The sequence below is a fragment of the Embleya sp. NBC_00888 genome (genome assembly GCF_045207655.1).
In the GTDB taxonomy this organism is placed as follows: Bacteria; Actinomycetota; Actinomycetes; order Streptomycetales; family Streptomycetaceae; genus Embleya.
Map to the genome: position 1 here is coordinate 6,504,089 of NZ_CP108784.1, position 16,844 is coordinate 6,520,932.

11 protein-coding genes are annotated in these 16,844 nt (G+C 70.9%); 5 read left to right on the plus strand and 6 right to left on the minus strand.

The window, feature by feature from the left end:
* Window positions 1–28: 28 nt before the first annotated feature.
* The gene (locus OG948_RS27775; RefSeq protein ID WP_406299052.1) at window positions 29–2,224 is read right to left on the minus strand and encodes a beta-propeller domain-containing protein; all 2,196 of its coding nucleotides are present in this window, start codon (window positions 2,222–2,224) and stop codon (window positions 29–31) included.
* A 95-nt stretch (window positions 2,225–2,319) separates the two neighbouring features.
* On the opposite strand from OG948_RS27775, the gene glgX reads away from it, so the two are divergent.
* Both glgX and OG948_RS27785 read left to right on the plus strand, forming a co-directional pair.
* Complete coding sequence (gene glgX / locus OG948_RS27780; RefSeq protein ID WP_406299053.1) at window positions 2,320–4,428, plus strand: glycogen debranching protein GlgX; 2,109 nt, start codon at window positions 2,320–2,322, stop codon at window positions 4,426–4,428.
* Between the two features lie 144 nt (window positions 4,429–4,572).
* Entirely contained in the window at window positions 4,573–5,202 is a 630-nt protein-coding gene (locus tag OG948_RS27785; protein ID WP_406299054.1) for a DUF1707 and DUF4870 domain-containing protein, read from the plus strand.
* 85 nt (window positions 5,203–5,287) lie between these two features.
* On the opposite strand, the gene OG948_RS27790 is transcribed toward OG948_RS27785, so the two are convergent.
* Together OG948_RS27790 and OG948_RS27795 are read right to left on the minus strand one after the other, a co-directional pair.
* The gene (locus OG948_RS27790; protein ID WP_406299055.1) at window positions 5,288–5,863 is read right to left on the minus strand and encodes a hypothetical protein; all 576 of its coding nucleotides are present in this window, start codon (window positions 5,861–5,863) and stop codon (window positions 5,288–5,290) included.
* Window positions 5,864–6,083: 220 nt separating this feature from the next.
* Window positions 6,084–7,916 carry a glycoside hydrolase family 3 N-terminal domain-containing protein gene (locus OG948_RS27795; protein ID WP_406299056.1) on the minus strand — a complete coding sequence of 611 codons (1,833 nt, stop codon included), beginning with the start codon at window positions 7,914–7,916 and terminating at the stop codon, window positions 6,084–6,086.
* Window positions 7,917–8,210: 294 nt separating this feature from the next.
* Here OG948_RS27795 and OG948_RS27800 point away from each other — a divergent pair, with 294 nt between their 5' ends.
* On the plus strand, window positions 8,211–8,864 hold the full coding sequence (locus tag OG948_RS27800) for a TVP38/TMEM64 family protein (RefSeq protein WP_406299057.1): 654 nt from the start codon (window positions 8,211–8,213) through the stop codon (window positions 8,862–8,864).
* Between the two features lie 211 nt (window positions 8,865–9,075).
* Entirely contained in the window at window positions 9,076–10,446 is a 1,371-nt protein-coding gene (locus OG948_RS27805) for a DUF418 domain-containing protein (RefSeq protein ID WP_406299058.1), read from the plus strand.
* Here OG948_RS27805 and OG948_RS27810 read toward each other — a convergent pair.
* Together OG948_RS27810 and OG948_RS27815 are read right to left on the minus strand one after the other, a co-directional pair.
* Complete coding sequence (locus OG948_RS27810) at window positions 10,435–11,793, minus strand: VWA domain-containing protein (protein WP_406299059.1); 1,359 nt, start codon at window positions 11,791–11,793, stop codon at window positions 10,435–10,437. The two genes, OG948_RS27805 and OG948_RS27810, sit on opposite strands and share 12 nt — an antisense overlap.
* Before the next feature lie 208 nt (window positions 11,794–12,001).
* On the minus strand, window positions 12,002–13,573 hold the full coding sequence (locus tag OG948_RS27815) for an MFS transporter (RefSeq protein WP_406299060.1): 1,572 nt from the start codon (window positions 13,571–13,573) through the stop codon (window positions 12,002–12,004).
* Window positions 13,574–14,402: 829 nt separating this feature from the next.
* Here OG948_RS27815 and OG948_RS27820 point away from each other — a divergent pair.
* On the plus strand, window positions 14,403–14,606 hold the full coding sequence (locus OG948_RS27820; RefSeq protein ID WP_020555278.1) for a cold-shock protein: 204 nt from the start codon (window positions 14,403–14,405) through the stop codon (window positions 14,604–14,606).
* Between the two features lie 208 nt (window positions 14,607–14,814).
* On the opposite strand, the gene OG948_RS27825 is transcribed toward OG948_RS27820, so the two are convergent.
* Window positions 14,815–16,578: an MFS transporter gene (locus tag OG948_RS27825; protein WP_406299061.1), complete on the minus strand. Its 1,764-nt coding sequence runs from the start codon at window positions 16,576–16,578 to the stop codon at window positions 14,815–14,817.
* Window positions 16,579–16,844 lie beyond the last annotated feature (266 nt).

Here is a 16,844-nt window from a genome sequence, read left to right on the forward strand (position 1 = left end):
CGGCCCGCCCGGACGCCGCGCGGGACGCTCAGGCGGTCGGGATCCAGGCCACCTGCCGCACGTCGGCGAGCCGGTCGACGGAGATCCCCGCGTTCGAGACGGTCCACAGTTCGGTGCCGACCACCAGCGAGCGACGGATGGTCGCGCTCGGGTGCGCGACCCGACCCACCTCGACGATCCGACTGCCCTCGATCCGCAACACCAGCGCGTACGAGCCGCCGGCCATCGGGGACTTCTCGCCCGGCGCGATCTGCGGCTGGGCGGAGACGCTGTACGAACCGTTCACCGGCACCACCACGGTGCCGTCCTTGGGCCAGTACAGGAACGCGTGCGCGTCCTGCTCGGCCTGCGAGCTCGCCCCCGGCACCGCGACCTGCGCGACCCGGGTCGGATTCGCCAACGTGCTCACGTCGAACAGGGACACCTGGGTGCCCAGCCGCCGGCCGGTGTCGGTGGCGTCCTGGCCGACCCCGATCAGCCGCCCGTCGGCGATCGGATGCAGGTAGGCCGAGTAGCCGTTGATCTTGAGCTCGCCGACCGCCTTGGGGTTGCGCGGGTCGCTCAGGTCGAGGGTGTACAGCGGGTCGGTCTGCCGGAAGGTGACCACGTACGCGATCGGGCCCGCGAAGCGCACGCCCATGATCCGCTCGGTCCGGCCCAGGCCGCCCACCCGGCCGATCGGGGTCAGCCGGTCGCCGCTGCGAGCCAGCACGGTGACCACCGACTCGCTCGCGGAGCGCGGCGCGATCGGCGGCTGCACGTCCAAGGGCGGGTTCGGCCCGGCGTCGGTCGGGTCGCTCGGGGCGATGCCGCGCGGCGTACTGCCCGGGACGCCGCGATCCGGAATCGCGCCACTCGTGCCGGCGCTGCCCCGCGGCAGCGGCAGATCGCTCGGCGCGTTCCGGGGGATCGTCGGGTCGCCGGCCGAGAGCGTGGTGGCCACCCGCAGATTGCCCGCGTGTTCGGACATCGCGTACTCGTTGACCATCGAGCCGGCGACCACACCCGTGCCGACCAGCTTCGGGGTGCCCTTGCCGGAGATGTCGAGCTGATTGATCGTGGTCGTCGTGGTCGGCGGCCCGCCGCCGACCACCTTCGATTCGCTCGACACGCTTCGTTGGGTGGACGTGGTCGCCAGATAGAGGTTGGCCTGCGACGCGTACACGTGGTCCACGTCCGCGGCCACCGTCACCGGATCGCCCTTGTCCAGATCGCGGGTCAGGTCGAAGGACAACACGCTCAGCGTCGCGGTGCCGGTGTGCCCGGGATCGCCGGGCTTGGCCTGCGGACGGCTGACCCGGTCGCAGCCGACGAGGTTGCCGGAATCGGTCCGGCCGCCCGCGGCGAGGGTGAACTGCGGCAGCCAGTCCGAGGCGGTCGAGCGCTGGATCAGATCCTTGGCCTTGGCCGGCGACCTGTCCGTGGACAGCTTCAGCCGCGGTTGCGAACGCACCACGATCCGCGCGGTACTGCCGATCTGCCGCCCGTCGACGTAGCCGCCGTCCACCGAAAGATCGCCGATCAGCCGCGGGGCGGCGGTCAGGTCCACCAGCACGAAGCGGGCCCGGTTGCCCGGGGCGATGGCGGAAGAGCCGCCCGGATCGCCCGGGATCGGCGCCATCTTGCCCGAACCGCCGTTGGACTTGGGCAGGTTCGTGGTGCCGTTGAGGATGAGCAGGGCCCGGTCGCCAGACAGCAGCAGGTCGGTCGCCCGCGCGCCGGGCACGTCCAGCGTCCCGGTGACCCGGTGGGTCGCCACGTCGACGACGTTCAGCCGCCCGCCGGCCACGGTCAGCACCCGACGGCCGTCGGTCTTGACCAGGTCGGGCTCGTCGACGCCCTGCTCCTGGGTGTTGGTGGTCGAGTGCTCGGGCGCGGTCGGCGCCGCCTTGTCGGCGGTGAGGCCCTCCGGTGCCGCCGCCCTGGGCGCGGCTGCCGGTGCCTCGGCGTCCGCCACCGCCCCGGGCGGGATCCGGCCGGACTTCGAGTCGTTGTCGCGCTCCTCGGTCACCCGGCGCAGCGCCGCCGCGCGGAAGTCGTCGACCAAGGCGCCGCAGGAGTCGAACGCGGTGAGCCGCATCGGCTCGCCCGACAACACGGGCGTGCGCGCGGGATCCGGCTTCGAACCGCCGGACGACGTGCAACCGCTGACGACGAGTCCCGCCGTCAGCACGAATATCGGCAGGGCCGCGGCCCCGCGCGTGGAACGGTCGTGGATTCGCATGGCGGTGTGACGGAGCGGGCATCGGAACGGTTCCCGCGCCCCGCCCCGGGCAGGTGTGCCGACAAGCCGGTCCCGGCTGCGAAGGGAGTGCCTCGATGACGCTGTGGCCCGGACACCCGTTTCCCCTGGGTGCCTCCTACGACGGAACGGGCGTCAACTTCGCCCTGTACAGCGATGTCGCCACCGGCGTCGACCTGTCCTTGATCGACGGCGGCGGACACGAGGAACGCGTGCCGCTGCGCGAGGTGGACGGCGGCATCTGGCACGGATACCTGCCCGGTCTGCAACCGGGTCAGCGCTACGGCTACCGCGTACACGGACCGTGGGAGCCGCGCCGGGGGATCCGCTGCAACCCGGCCAAGCTGCTCCTGGATCCGTACGGCAAGGCGTTCGACGGTGACATCCACTGGGGCCAACCGGTGTTCGGGTACCGGTTCGGCGACCCGGAGCGGATCGACGAGACCGACTCGGCGCCGCACATGATGACCTCGGTCGTGGTCAATCCGTACTTCGACTGGGGAGACGACCACCGACCCGGGCACGAGTACCACGACACGGTGATCTACGAGGCGCACGTGCGAGGGCTGACGATGCGTCATCCCGACATCCCGGAGGAGATCCGCGGCACCTACGCGGGCATGGCGCACCCGAGGATGATCGACTACTTCCGGTCGCTGGGGGTCACCGCGGTCGAGCTGATGCCCGTGCACCAGTTCGTCAACGACGGGCACCTGGTCTCCCGGGGACTGGGCAACTACTGGGGCTACAACACGATCGGCTTCTTCGCGCCGCACGCCGCCTACTCCTCGACCGGCTCGCTGGGCCAACAGGTGCAGGAGTTCCGCTATCTGGTGAAATGCCTGCATCAGGCCGGTATCGAGGTGATCCTCGACGTGGTCTACAACCACACCGCGGAAGGCAACCACCTGGGCCCGACGCTGGGCTTCCGCGGCATCGACAACAGCGCCTACTACCGGCTGTCCGAACAGGATCCGCGCTACTACTGGGACACCACCGGCACCGGCAACTCGCTGCGCATGTCGCACCCGCACGTACTCCAGATGATCATGGACTCGCTGCGCTACTGGGTCACCGACATGCACGTGGACGGCTTCCGCTTCGACCTCGCGGCGGCGTTGGCCCGGCAGTTCTACGAGGTGGACAAGCTCTCCGCGTTCTTCGACCTGGTCCAGCAGGACCCGGTGGTCAGCCGGGTCAAACTGATCGCCGAGCCCTGGGACGTCGGCGACGAGGGCTACCAGGTGGGCAACTTCCCGCCGCTGTGGACCGAGTGGAACGGCCGCTACCGCGACACCGTGCGCGATTTGTGGCGGGGCGAGCCCGGCGTGCTGCCGGACTTCGCCGCCCGGCTCACCGGCTCCAGCGACATGTACCGCCACGACGGCCGGCGACCGACCGCGTCGGTCAACTTCGTCACCGCGCACGACGGCTTCACGCTGCACGACCTGGTCTCCTACGAGCACAAGCACAACGAGGCCAACGGCGAGGACGGCCGGGACGGGGAGAACCACAACCGTTCCTGGAGCTGCGGCGTCGAGGGCGAGAGCACCGACATCGAGATCCTCGCGCTGCGGGAGAAGACCAAGCGCAACATCGCCGCGACGCTGCTGTTGTCCCAGGGCGTGCCGATGCTGCTGCACGGCGACGAGATCGCCCGCACCCAGGGCGGCAACAACAACGCCTACTGCCAGGACAACGAGGTCTCCTGGGTCGACTGGGAACGCGGCCGGGAGCACTGGGTGTTCCTGGAATGGGTGCAGATGCTGATCCGGCTGCGCCGCGAGCATCCGGTGTTCCGCCGCCGGCGCTTCCTGCGCGGGCTGCCGGTGGACGGCGAGACGTTGGCCGACATCGTGTGGTTCGCGCCGGACGGCCGGCCGATGACCGAGGCGGACTGGCAGGCCGGGTTCAACAAGGCGATCTCGGTCTTCCTCAACGGCGACGCGATCGGCGAGCCGGGCCCGCGCGGCGAACCCATCCGGGACGACTCGTTCTTCCTGTTGATCAACGCGCACGAGGGAGACCTGCACTTCACCCTGCCGCCGGCCGAGTTCGGCGCGGCGTGGGGGACGGTCCTGGACAGCGCGACGGTGGTGCTCGACCGGGACCGGCCCGCGGCCAAGGCGGGCACCTCCGTACACCTGGAGGCACGCTCGCTGCGGCTGCTGCGCCGACTGTTCTGACCGCTCGCGCCAGGCCGCGGGATACGACGGACTCATCCCTGCGGCTGTTGTCTCGGGGTCGGGCCAAGGGTTATCCCTGATGGACCACGCTTCGTTCACAGCGCATGCTGTATGGAGCCGTGTGCAGAGCGAGAGGAGCCGCGCATGCACCCGAACTCCGGTCCTCATCCACCCCATTGGTACGGCATGCCCGCGCACATGCGGGTCGGCGACGCGGATCGCGAACGAACGATCGAACACCTGAAGTACGCGTACGGCGAAGGCAGGTTGAACGCCGAAGAGTTCGAGGAACGGGTGGCCTCGGCGTTGGCGGGGCGCACCCGGGCGGACCTGGAGGCGCTGCTCGACGACCTGTTGATGCCGATGCAGATGCCGATGCCGCCGATGCCTCGGACCAAGACCGGACCACCACCGCAGTGGTGGCTGAATCGACCACCCGGGCCGCCCGAGCGGCCGGGTTCGGAGCGGGGCTGGGGCGCGGCCGCGCACTGGAGCGGCTTCTGCGCGCCCGTGGTCGGCCCGTACCTGATCCGCAAGACCGTGGGTGCCCGCTCGGAGTTCGTCCGGGACAACGCCCGCGCGGCGCTGAACTTCCAGTTGACCTGCCTGCTGTCGTTCGTGCTGGCCCCGCTCCTGGCGCTGCTCGGCGATTTCGGCGGCCTGCTGATCGGCGTCATGTACTCGGCCATCGCGGTCTGCGCCATCATCGGCGGCGCGCGGGCCGCGGGCGGCGACGTGATGCGGTACCCGATCAGCCTGCGGGCGGTGAAGTGAGCCGATTCGGGCGGGTCGAGGCGGCGCTTCGGGACCCGGCCTAGGCCCCTGTCCGGCGGACCCACCAAGATCCGCCGGACAGGGCCTAGGCGCCGGCGGGGTTGGCCCGGCGGGTGGGGCGGCTGCTGCGGCCGAGGCGACTCGGCCGGGTCCAGAGCAGGAGTTCGCCGCCGGGCGGGGAGACCACGCCGCCGCGCGCGGGGTCGCCCGCGAACCACACGTCGCCGCCGTCGCACTTGTGCAGGTGCCACCAGCGGTGCGACATGGACACCACGGTCAGCGCGTACTGCGTGCCGTCGCCGGTCCGATCGCCGATCACCAGTGGCGGTCCCCACGCGCCGTCGCCGTCGGCCGGGTCGCGGAAGCGGCACGAGCAGTTCACCCACGGGTGGCGGGAGAGCGTGCGGCGCATCCGACGGGCCAGTACCAGCGCGCCGATCCCGATCACCAGGGCGGTGAGACCCACCACGAGCGGGACCATGCCCCAGCCGCCCCATGCCCCGTCACCGTTGTCGTCGGCCGTGGACAGGATCGCGAACCACGCTCCGGTGCTCGCCACGCCGATCACCGTCGCCGCGACGGCGCGGAGCCGATAGACCCGCAGTGCCCGGGCCGTCGCGTGCGAGGAGAGGGCTACGTCCTCCCACCGCTCGCTACCCATGGCAGCACCCTAAGCAGGCGCGGGCGGCAATGGTGAACCGGTGCGTGTCGGGCGCGTCCACCACGTGTGTGGATACGTGCGTGGATACGTGCGTGGACCGGGTCCCGGCGCACCGCTGCCGCTCCCCGGAGAGGGTAGCGGCAGCGCCGCGCGGGTGTGGACTCCGGCACGCCGGACGGTCTTCGCCGGGTCGGGCGCACTTCAGTACGTCAGGCGCACTTCAGTACGTCAGGCCGTGTCCGAACGGGAAGACCGGGTCCTTGCCGTCCCGGGGCACGTCCGAGCGCTGGGCCCGCACGTCGGCCATCGAGCGCGGCAGCTCGAACGGCAGCCTGCCCTCGGGGCGTACCCGACCGAACAGCGCGTCCAGGAGCGGCGCGTCGGCGCAGCCGTAGTTCGCCACCAGGGCGGCGGACTTCTCGGCGATCTCCGGGATCACCGCCGGGCGCTCCAGGTAGATGTCCACCACGGTGGGCACCGTCGCGCACAGGTCCAGGATCGGGGTCAGCTCGGCCTCGGTGAACTCCAGCGAGCCCGCGTGGAAGAACTGCTCGAAGCCACCCTCGCGCGGTTCGAACGGGGTCTTGATCCGAATGATCGCCACGTCCGCCTCCTCGGGCGTGGCCACCACCCTGGCGTAGCCGGCCGCCACCTCGGGGTCCAGGCCGTTGACGTACACGCGCGTGCCCTCGGCCAGCGGCAGTACCGGCCCGTTCCCCGATACCGGCTTGTTCCCCAGCACCGTGATCGACCTGCTCTGCGCGCGCAGCCCGGCCGCGATACCGGCTTCGGTGCCCACCAGCGCGGCGGTGGCGGCGGGGTCCACGAACGGGTGGTCGAACAGGCCGAGAACGAACTTCTCGCGCAGCAGACGCCGTACCGACACGTCCAGCCGCTCCTGGTCGAGCCGGCCCGCCCGGACCAGCGCGACGACCTGCTCGGGGATGTCCTCGCCGCCGAACTGGTCGCAGCCGGCCTCGATCACCCGCAACACGCGGTCCGGAATCGACAACTGCTCGACGCCCCAGGCCCGTGCGGGCATGGTCTGGCCCATGATGTTCGCGTCGGAGATCAGGCCCCAGTCGGTGCACACGATGCCGTCGAAGCCCAGCCGTTCGCGCAACAGGCCGGTGATGACGCCCTTGTTGAAGCCGAACGCGACGGCTTCGTGCTCGGTCTCGATCGGCATGCCGTAGTACGGCATCATCTGCGAGGTTCCGGCCGCGAGCGCCTTCTCGAACGGCTCCAGGTGGTAGTCGAAGTTGCCGCCCGGGTAGACCTGCTCGCGCCCGTACGGGAAGTGCGGGTCCTCGCCGTCGAGCTGCGGGCCGCCGCCGGGGAAGTGCTTGGTCATGCAGGCCACGGACTCGGTGTTCAACGTCTCGCCCTGCGCGCCCCGGATGTAGGCGGCGACCAGCTTGCCGGTCAGCTCGGCGTCCTCGCCGAACGTGCCGTTGATCCGCGACCAGCGCGGTTCGGTGGCGAGGTCGATCTGCGGGTGCAGCGCGAGCCGGATGCCCACCGCGAGGTACTCGCGGCGCATCAGGTCGGCGAACTCGCGCACCAGTTCCTCGTCGCCGATCGCGGCCAGGCCGAGCGTCTCGGGGTACTGCGAGAAGCCCTCGGCGTACGCGGCGGTGCCCGGGTTGTCGGTGAAGTGGTGCCGGGGGTCGGTGGACAGCGTGACCGGGATGCCCAGCCGGGTCTCCAGCGCCAACTCCTGGATCCGGTTGTGCCACTGCGCGATGTGCTCGGGCGGGCCGCCGCCGAGCAGGTTGAAGTGGTTCATCCCCTTCTCGAGGATCATCTCCCGCACCGTGTGGTTGAACGGCAGGAAGCCCTTGTCGTCCAGCAGCCTGCCCTGGGGGCCCATCACCGCGATGGTCTGGAACATCAGACCGGCCTTCTCCTCGACCGTCATCCGGCCGAGCAGGTCCGCGACCCGCTCCTCGATCGGCAGCGACGCGTCCTCGTAGGGGCAGGTCGCGGCGCGGAAGCGGGTGCGCGCGGTGATCTCGGCCGGGGTGTTCTCGGTCGCGGTGGTCTCGGTCATGGATCCTCCGTCAAAAACCTAGTGGTCAGTAGGTTTTCTAACACGGCACGCCCCACCGACTCCAGCGATTCGCCCGGAGGATCCGGATCCGCTTCGTCACACCATGATCGTTTCGGGGGCGTTTCATGATCGTTCGCATCGGTGGCGGGCCCCGCACGGGGAGTGCGAACGCTCCGTACAATGGGGCGAATGCGCGCCGGGGGCCAGGCGTGACCGGGTGCCCGGGCGTGACGGTGCCTTCGACGGTTCGGAGCGGATCGGTCGGCATACCGGGATCCGGCGCATTCACACCACATGGGTACGAGGGGCGGACGCAGGTTGGACACCGTGCGGGGCTTGCTCGACTCGCTGCGAGATTTCCTCGACCACGGCGCGTGGACGAACTGGCCGCTGCCGGTCTCGGTGGCGATCTTCACCGTCGTCTGCGCGCTGGGGGTGGCCGCGCTGGTGCCCAAGTCGCTGTTCGCGCCGGTCGCGGGAGCCCTGTTCGGCGCGATCGGCGGCACGGTGGTCACCCTGGTCGGCGCCACCCTGGGCGCGGTGATCAGCCTGTACCTGGGACGCCGGCTCGGCCGGGAGCGGATCAGTGGCTGGCTGCACAAGCGCGAGGCGCTGGCCGAGCTCGACCGCCGACTCTCCCGCAACGGCTTGGTGCCGATCACCATCCTGCGGATGATCCCGGTGATCCCGTCCTCGGTGGTCAGCTACGGCGCGGCGGCGACCGCGATACGCACCGGCCACTTCGTGATCGGGACGGCGCTCGGCATGCTGCCGATGACACTGGTCCAGTGCGCGGCGGGCGCGTCGGTCCGGCACGGTCTGTCCACGCCCGTCGTGGTCAGCGTGTTCGTCGGCTGCGTCTCGCTCGCCCTGGCCATGGTGGCCGTGCGGCGTCGCGGCGGGGAGTCCGCGCGGATGGCTCCGCAGGCGTCGGACGGGGCCGAATAGCGGGGACGGGGTTCACCGACCCTGCGTCGGCGACTCGGTCCCAAGCCTGGCCGGATACCAAGCCTGGCCGGATACCAAGCCTGGCCGTTTACCCGGTCGGATGCCGCGTGGGACAGCGGTCCGGCGCCGGGCCGGGTGCCCGGTCGGGTGCCCGGTCGGGTGCCGCGTCGCCGTTCCGACGAGAGTTCGATGGCCCGCCTACGCTGGACGCATGCGGGCCGAGGTGGGGGATCACGAGAAGCGCGGTGAGCGCGGGGAGCGCGAGGAGCGCGAGAAACAGGGGGAGCCGGGGAAGCGGTCGGCGGCGCGGTCGGGAGGGAAACGGGCCCGGATCGTCGGTGTGGACGTCGCCCGCGCGCTCGCCGTCCTGGGCATGTTCGCGTCGCACGTCGGACCCGACCCGTACGACGGCGGTGTGGACACGCTCGTTCAGGGGGCCACCGGTCGGGCCTCCGCGCTGTTCGCGTTCCTGGCCGGGGTCTCGCTGGTGCTGATGTCCGGCCGAGCGCCGCTGCGCGGGCTCGGCCGCGACTCCTCGGCCGCGGTTACCCGAGTGCTGATCCGGGCCGTACTGCTGATCCCGCTCGGCATGTGGCTGGCCGACCTGGACACCGGCGTGCTGGTCATCCTGGCCTTCTACGGCCTCTACTTCCTGCTCGCGTGGCCCGCGCTGTGGTTGAGCACCCGCGCGCTCGTATTCCTCGCCACCGGCTGGGCGGTGTTCGGGCCGATGGTCTCGTACGCGCTGCGCGCGGTCGGCGGCACCGACGGCATCCCGTACGGGGCTCCCGGATTCGACGACTGGCACGGTCCGGGCGACCTGTTCGAGACGCTGTTCCTGACCGGCAGCTACCCGGCGATCACGTGGCTGCCGTTCGTTTTCGCCGGGATGGCGGTCGGCCGGCTGCGACTGGCCGACCGGGGCGTGCAACGCGCGTTCGTCGGGATCGGCACCGGTCTTGCCCTGCTCGGGTACGGTGGATCCTGGCTCGTGGTCGAGCTGTTCACCGGCGACCGGCTCACGCGGGTCGCGGAGCCGTACGGCGTGTACGAGGTGCTCCACAGCCGGGTCGGCTCGGTCCCGGCGAACGACCCGGCGTGGCTGACCGTCGCCGAGGGCCACACCGGCACACCGTTCGAGATCGTCGGCGCGATCGGCGTCGCCCTCGCCGTGCTCGGCCTCACGCTGCTGGCCTGCCGCGCCTGGATCGGCCGGATCGTGCTCGACCCGCTGATCGCCGTCGGCGCGACGGCGCTCACCGTGTACACCGCCCACCTGATCGTGATCGACCGCTGGTTCCCGCTCACCGGAGGACAGGACTGGCAGCGGCTGGTCGGCTTCTTCGTCTGCACGCTGCTGCTGTGCTGGATCTGGCGGCACACGCTGCGCAAGGGCCCGATGGAGGCGGCCCTGCACGTGCTCTCCGCGCTCCCCGCACGATGGGTGCGAGGAGCGGGTCGGTCGGGACGGCCGGACCCGGCGGGTCGGAGGGGCGGCTCGGACCGGCCGGTCCGGTCGGGCGCGGAGCGGGTCGAAGCCGATCGCGTGGGCCGGTCGGATGTGGACCGGTCAGATCAGTAGGCCCTGGGCCTTGGCGCGGGCGAGCCAGCCCGGGTACTCGTTGGTCATCATCTCGTAGAGCTGACCGTCCGGGACGTTCGCCGGATCCTGCACCGAGAAGAAGTCGGCGTTGTCGACGTAGCGCCCGGTCAGGTCGTCCAGCTCCTCCAGGAACGAGAAGCCGCCCGGCCGACCCAGGCCCATGAACTGCCAGAAGATCGGCTCGAAGCTGGAGTGGGTGATCTGCTCGCGGGTCGCCTCGCGCGAGGTGGTCTGGCCGTCGGTGATGAACATGACGTAGACGGGCAGGTCGTTCGCCAACGGCTGGTGACGTGGCCCGCTCGAGCCGAAGTAGTGCTCGCGGACCAGTCGCATCGCGCCGGCGTAGTCGGTCGAGCCCTCCAGACCGGGGTTTCGGCGGATCCGCTCGGCCCAGCCGTGGTACTCGCCCAGCCCGAGTTGGCCGACCGCGTGGCCCCGGGAGCCGAACAGGAACACGTCCACGGCCGCGTTGTCGTCGAAGCGCAGGCCGAGCGAGAGCACCCGTTCGGCGAGCGCCTGCACCTTGCCGCGCTTGAACAGCGACTGCATCGAATACGAGATGTCCAGGCACAGCGCGACCCGCGCGGTGTGCTCGCCGAGGCCGCGCTTCTCCAGGCTCACCGCGGCCTGCTTGGTCAGGTTGAGGAGCTGCGGGTGGCCCTCGTCGGCGAGCCGCTTCTCCATGTTGACCAGGTTCTGCTTCTTCAGGCTGACCGCGGGGGCCGCGGGCGCCGCGGGTGGGGCCGCAGTCGGCCGGGCGGGAACCGCGGGAGTCGTGGAGGCCGCGGGCGGGGCGTCGTCGGCGGCGACCTCGATGCCGAAGTCGGTGGCCAGCCCGGTCAGTCCGGACGCGTACCCCTGGCCGACCGCGCGGAACTTCCAGGCGCCGCCCCGCAGGTAGAACTCGCCGAACAGGAAGGCCGTCTCGGTGGACGCCTCGTCGATGTCGAACTCGGCGATCGGACCGCCCTGCGCCGACACCACGTGCAGCGCCAGGCCCGGCACCTGCCCGAACGTGCCGCCATCGGCCGACGCGCCGATCACCACCCGCTCGACGTCCGGCGGCATCGCGGCCAGGTTCACCTGGATCGTGTCGGTGACGATGCCGTCGGCGGCGGGCCGCTTACCCTCGTGCCGGACCGCGCCGGCGGCGTCGGAGGGCTGGTTGTAGAAGACGAAATCCGTCTCCGCGCGCACCTTGCCGGCGGCGTTCAGCAACAGCGCCGACGCGTCCACGTCGGGCGCTCCCGCCGCGCGCCAGGTCAGGACCGCACGGAGCTCGGCGGTCGGTACCGGAGTGTTCCCACCTTTGCTTATCTTCGCCATGGCGCCCATCTTGCCCCTCACGCCCAACGAACGTCCGTCCCCGGGCCGGCCAACCGACACGACCCACGTCCCGCGACCACGCCGACACGGCCGCACGACCGGCCGACGCCGGCGACACGCGCGCCGACGCCCGCGTCCGCGTCCGCGTCCGCGTCCGGAACCGCCCTCGCGGCCGGGTTCGTCCGCCCGGAGGGTGCGGACCGGTGGGTCAGTCGGCTCGGTTGCCCACCCGTGCGCGTGTTCGCGTTCGTGCTCGGGGGCGGGTGGAACGCCGGGACGGAATCGGCCTGCGTCGGGTTGCGGTGCCCGGGCCCGGGCTCGTGCCTGGGCTCGCACCCACGCCCACGCTGGTCGTGGTTGCAGTCGCGGTTGCGGCTGCGGCTGCGGTCGTGGGGGAGAAGACGCGTTCGGGGCCGGGTGCACCTGCGACGGCCACGATGCCCGGGTGCCGGGCTTTGTCCGTCCCGGAGATCTCGTCTCGCGATTCGAGGCCGCTCGCGTTCATGTCGATGCCCAGGGCCGCACTCGGTTCCGCGTCCGGGCCTTCGCCCGGGTGCGAGAGAGCCTCCGCGTTCGTGTTCGCGCCGGTGAGCGTGTCGGCCGTCCGGGCCGCGTGGGCGAGGGGGAGGGTGCACAGGGCGGCGGTGAGGGCGATCAGGGCGCCGGTGGTGGGTGCGCCGAACGCGGCGAGTGCGGACAGGCCGACGATCGGGCCGCACGCCGTGCCGAAGGTGTTGGCCGACATCGCCAGGCCGCTCCACCGACCACGCGCGTCCAGTCCCGCGGCCACGCCCAGGACGTACGTGGTGACCGCCTGGCACGAGGCGTTCCAGCCGAGCAGGCCCACCGCGTACAGCACGACCCCGCCGGGCGGTGCCAGGGTCAGCGCGAGCGCCGCCAGTCCGCCCGCGCCCACCGCGGTCACCAGCGGGACGGTTCGGGCGCGGCCCCGACCGACCGAGGTCGCGATCACGACGCCGACGACGCCGGCCAATAGGCAGGCCGCGCACAGCGCGCTCACCGTCGCGGCGGACAGGCCCACCCGATCGGTGCCGACGCCCGCCGCGATGGCCCACAGCGCGTTCATGGCCACCGAACGAACGCCGACGGCGGTGGTCAGCAGCAGCCCGGTACGACGCTGTGGCGCCGGTCCGAGCGCGGCGGCCGGATCGAGCGTGGCCGCGGGCGCCGGAAGATGCCGCACCATCGGCAACGCGCTCAACCCGACCGCCGCCAGCACACCCACCGTCGCGCCCCGCCCACCGCCGAGCACCGGGACCAGCACGTACAACGCGGTCCCGGACAGGGCCACCGCGAGCAGCGCGAGGCCGGACGTGCGGGCCGGGTCTGCCGTACCGGCCATCGCGGCGGTGGCCACGGTCAGAGCCATCCCGCTCCCCGCGCCGCCGACGATCGCGCCCGCGACGGCGAGCCACGTACTGCCGGTGAGCGCCGCGAGCGTGAAGCCGCCGACCATCAGGATCAGCCCGGCGCGGGCCGGCCGTTCGCGCCCCGCCCGCCCGGCAACCCGGGTGATGCCGGCGCCCGCGAGTGCGGAGGCGAGGAGTACGGCGGTGCCGATCGCGCCGGCGGCGGTGCCGGACAGTCCCAGGCCGGTACGTACGGCGTCGAGGAAGATCGGCAGGAGGTTTGCCATCAGATAGCCGGCCGAGGCCAGTACCGAGATGGCGGCGACGGCCGCGCCGGGCCGGCTCGCGCGGACACGCGCAGCGTCGGACCGGCTCGCGCGGGCGCGCGCGGGCAGGGTGAATACGGACACGGGTGGAGCTCTTTTCCCGAACGGGCCGGTACGGCAGGCCGAACACCGCGCACGGGCCGGCGGGCGGCCGGTGGGCGCGGCGGGGCAGGGGAGCGTGGCCGGCCGAGGGCCCGTCGAGTCGAGAGGACGAGAGGGCGGTACGACGTGGCTGGACGCTCTGTGTGTGGTGTCCGCGCGGGCGTGCGTACGGGGACGTCGGGCCGCGCGTGGTGGCGACCGGCGGCGATGGCGGCACGGTCGCGGGGCCGCTCGAAGCGGCCGAGGCAGGTGCGGGGCGTTACACGGGCGTCCAGGCGGGAGGCGGGGCGAGGTGGGTCTGCGAGGGCGTGTCGCGAGGACGTGCCCTGGGCCCCGGTGAGGTCGATCCTGAGCGACCCGGCCCGGGTGCGCGAACCCGTTCGCGGTGACGCGTGGGGTTCGGCGGGATCAGGGTGGCACCCCGTGAGGCGTGATGTCCAGGTTTGCTGGTTTGGAATCTGTAACAGGTGGGTAATGCGCGCGCAGTTGCTTGATCGGGTCGACTCGACGGCGTCCTGTCGGCACCCCCGCGACACACCGATCACACCCTGGACATCGAGCGGGCGGAGCACGCCACGAAGCGGTCTGATCCGGCCGTTTTGCGGCAGGACTCGATCTCGGTCTCGTCCTGTGTTAGTCTTGAGCCTGTTGCAGTTGTGGTTCGCATCATCTTCTGAGTGCGCCTGTAGAGCTGTTCACTACAGGCGCATTTTGCATTTCGGTAGCTTCCGAAATGAGGGCGAAAAACGCGGCGACGCCCGGATTCACGAAGTGTGGATTCGTTCATCGGCCCACATGTAGGGAGAAAAATATGGCTACCGGAACCGTGAAGTGGTTCAACTCGGAAAAGGGCTTCGGCTTCATCGCGCAGGACGGTGGCGGCGACGACGTCTTCGCCCACTTCTCCGCGATTCAGGGCAACGGCTACCGTGAGCTCGTCGAGGGCGAAGCTGTCGAATTCGACGTCGTGCAGGGCCAGAAGGGCCTCCAGGCGGAGAACATCAACCGCCTCTGATCTTCACCGATCAGCACGACCGAGGGCCGGTGCCGCACTTCATGTGCGGCGCCGGCCCTCGGCGTTTTCCGGTTCGGATGCGTTTTCCCGGTCGGAGGGGCTCCCCGCTTCGGAGGGGTTCTCCGGTTCGGAGGGGTTCTCCACGGCGGCGGGGTGCTTCGGTTCGGAAGGGGTCTCCAGGGAAGTGGGGCTCTCCGGTCCCGGGGGTTCAGACCGGCTGCGTGACGCCCGTCGAACCGCCGGTGCCGAGTGCGGCCAACTCCTCCTCGACCCGACGCGCGTGGGCCTCCTCGTCCTCCCGGGCCTTGCGCGGACTCCAGCGGCCGGCCATCACGAACACGCACGGGATGAAGAGCGCCTGACACGCCAGCGTCAGCCACCACCAGCGCATCCACTCGTCGCTCGCGCGATCCTTCGCCTTCTGCACTTCCTCGCCGTGGTCGATCAGGATTCCGAGCGACTTCTGCTTCTGCTCGACCAGATTCAGCTTGGCCATGTCGCCACCGGCCAGTTGCAACGCCTTGATCTGCAGCTCGATCGGGATCGACGCGCGGTCGGGGAACTTGGCCAACTGCACGAACAGCGCCGGATCCTTCATCACCAACTCCAGCGCGGGGCCCGCGTCCGCCTGCGCCGCGACCACCTCCTCGCCGTGGTTCACCAGCGGCGTCGCCGAGGTGACGATGACCGGCGTGAACACCGCCGACACCGACACCACGATCCGGATGATCCAGCCCCACACCGCCAGCCCCGTCGCGGTCGCCGCCGGGTTGTGCTTCTCGACGGTCTCCGTGTACCCGGCCATCCACGGCGCGTACGTCAGCCCGCTGCACACGCCGATGCCCACCAGGAGCCACGCGAACGTGTAGTAGCCCGTGTCCGGCTTGTTGGTGGTCAGCGCGAACAGGAACGTGAACACCACCGTCCCCACGCCACCCACGATCATGAACGGCTTGCGCACCCGGGTCAGGTCGGACGCGATCCCGACCACGACGAGCGCGATCGCGTTGGCACCCCAGTACCAGTTGGCGAGCGCGTTGGTGCGCTGCTCGGAATACCCGTAGACGGTCGAGTAGTAGACGACCAGGTTGCCGACGACCGTGTAGTAGAACATCAGGTGCAGGCTGATCCCGAGCGCCGGCGCGAGGATGTCCAGCCGCATCATCTGTCGCCAGTGGTTCTTCTGCGCGACCTCCACGTCCAGGCCGCGTGCCTTGGCCTCGATCAGCGCCTTGTCGCGCAGCGAGACCATGAGCTGATCGCGCAGCGCCGGGGACAGTTCGCGCAGACCGAACAGCGCGATCACGAACACGACCAGGCCGGCGATGCCCGCGTACCGGAACTCGTCCTGCCAACTGCTCGTGTCCAGCGTGTTGCTGCTGACGGTGGTGACCACCAGGCTGCCGATGATCGGACCCAGCGTCCAGAAGCCCATCGCCCCGGCCCGGCCGACCTGCGGCGAGAAGTCGCGGATCAGCGCGGGCGTGGCGACCAGGGCCATGCCCTCGACGATGTTCACCAGGGCCATGAAGAACATGAACCAGCCCTTGCTCTCCGCGTTGGGCAACGCGAACAGCACGAGTACGCCGGTGAGGGCCAGGCCATACACGACCAGGTTGGCCCGCCCCCACCGGTCGGCGAGGCCGGCCAGCAGTGAGGCGAACGCGCCGACCGCGTTGCCGACGACCGAGATCATCGTCGCGTACATGAAGGTCATGCCGTACTCGTGCATCAGCAGCGTGGAGACCGCGTACTGGATGTAGAGCTCGTAGTACAGGATCACCGAGCCGACGACCACGATGGACAGGTAGAAGATCCGCGGCCCGTTGGCCGGATAGTGGTCCAACTGCCGGTGCCACAGGCCGCGGAGCAGCGCGGGCAGCGGGCCGGAGGGTGCCGGTGCCGTGGGCTTCGTGGACGGCTCGGGATCACTCGCGGCGGGCGGGCCCGATGGGGAAGTGCTGGAAGACATGCGGCCTCCTCGACGAGCGTGGGTCTATCGAGGTACAGGGGTGCGCAGGGGTGCACACGGATGTGCGGGGATGCGCGGGGATGCGCATGAGCGCGCGGGGGTGCTGAGGGAACAGGGCCGTGCGGATACGTCGGACCAGGGGGAAGGGACGACCCCCTGGGCCAACGCGTGGAGTGACCTTAGTACCGGCCGGTAGCGCGCTACCAGAGCGAACGCCAAGAAATGGAACGGGTTGCGATTCTGATCCCGACCAACGCCCGTACCTG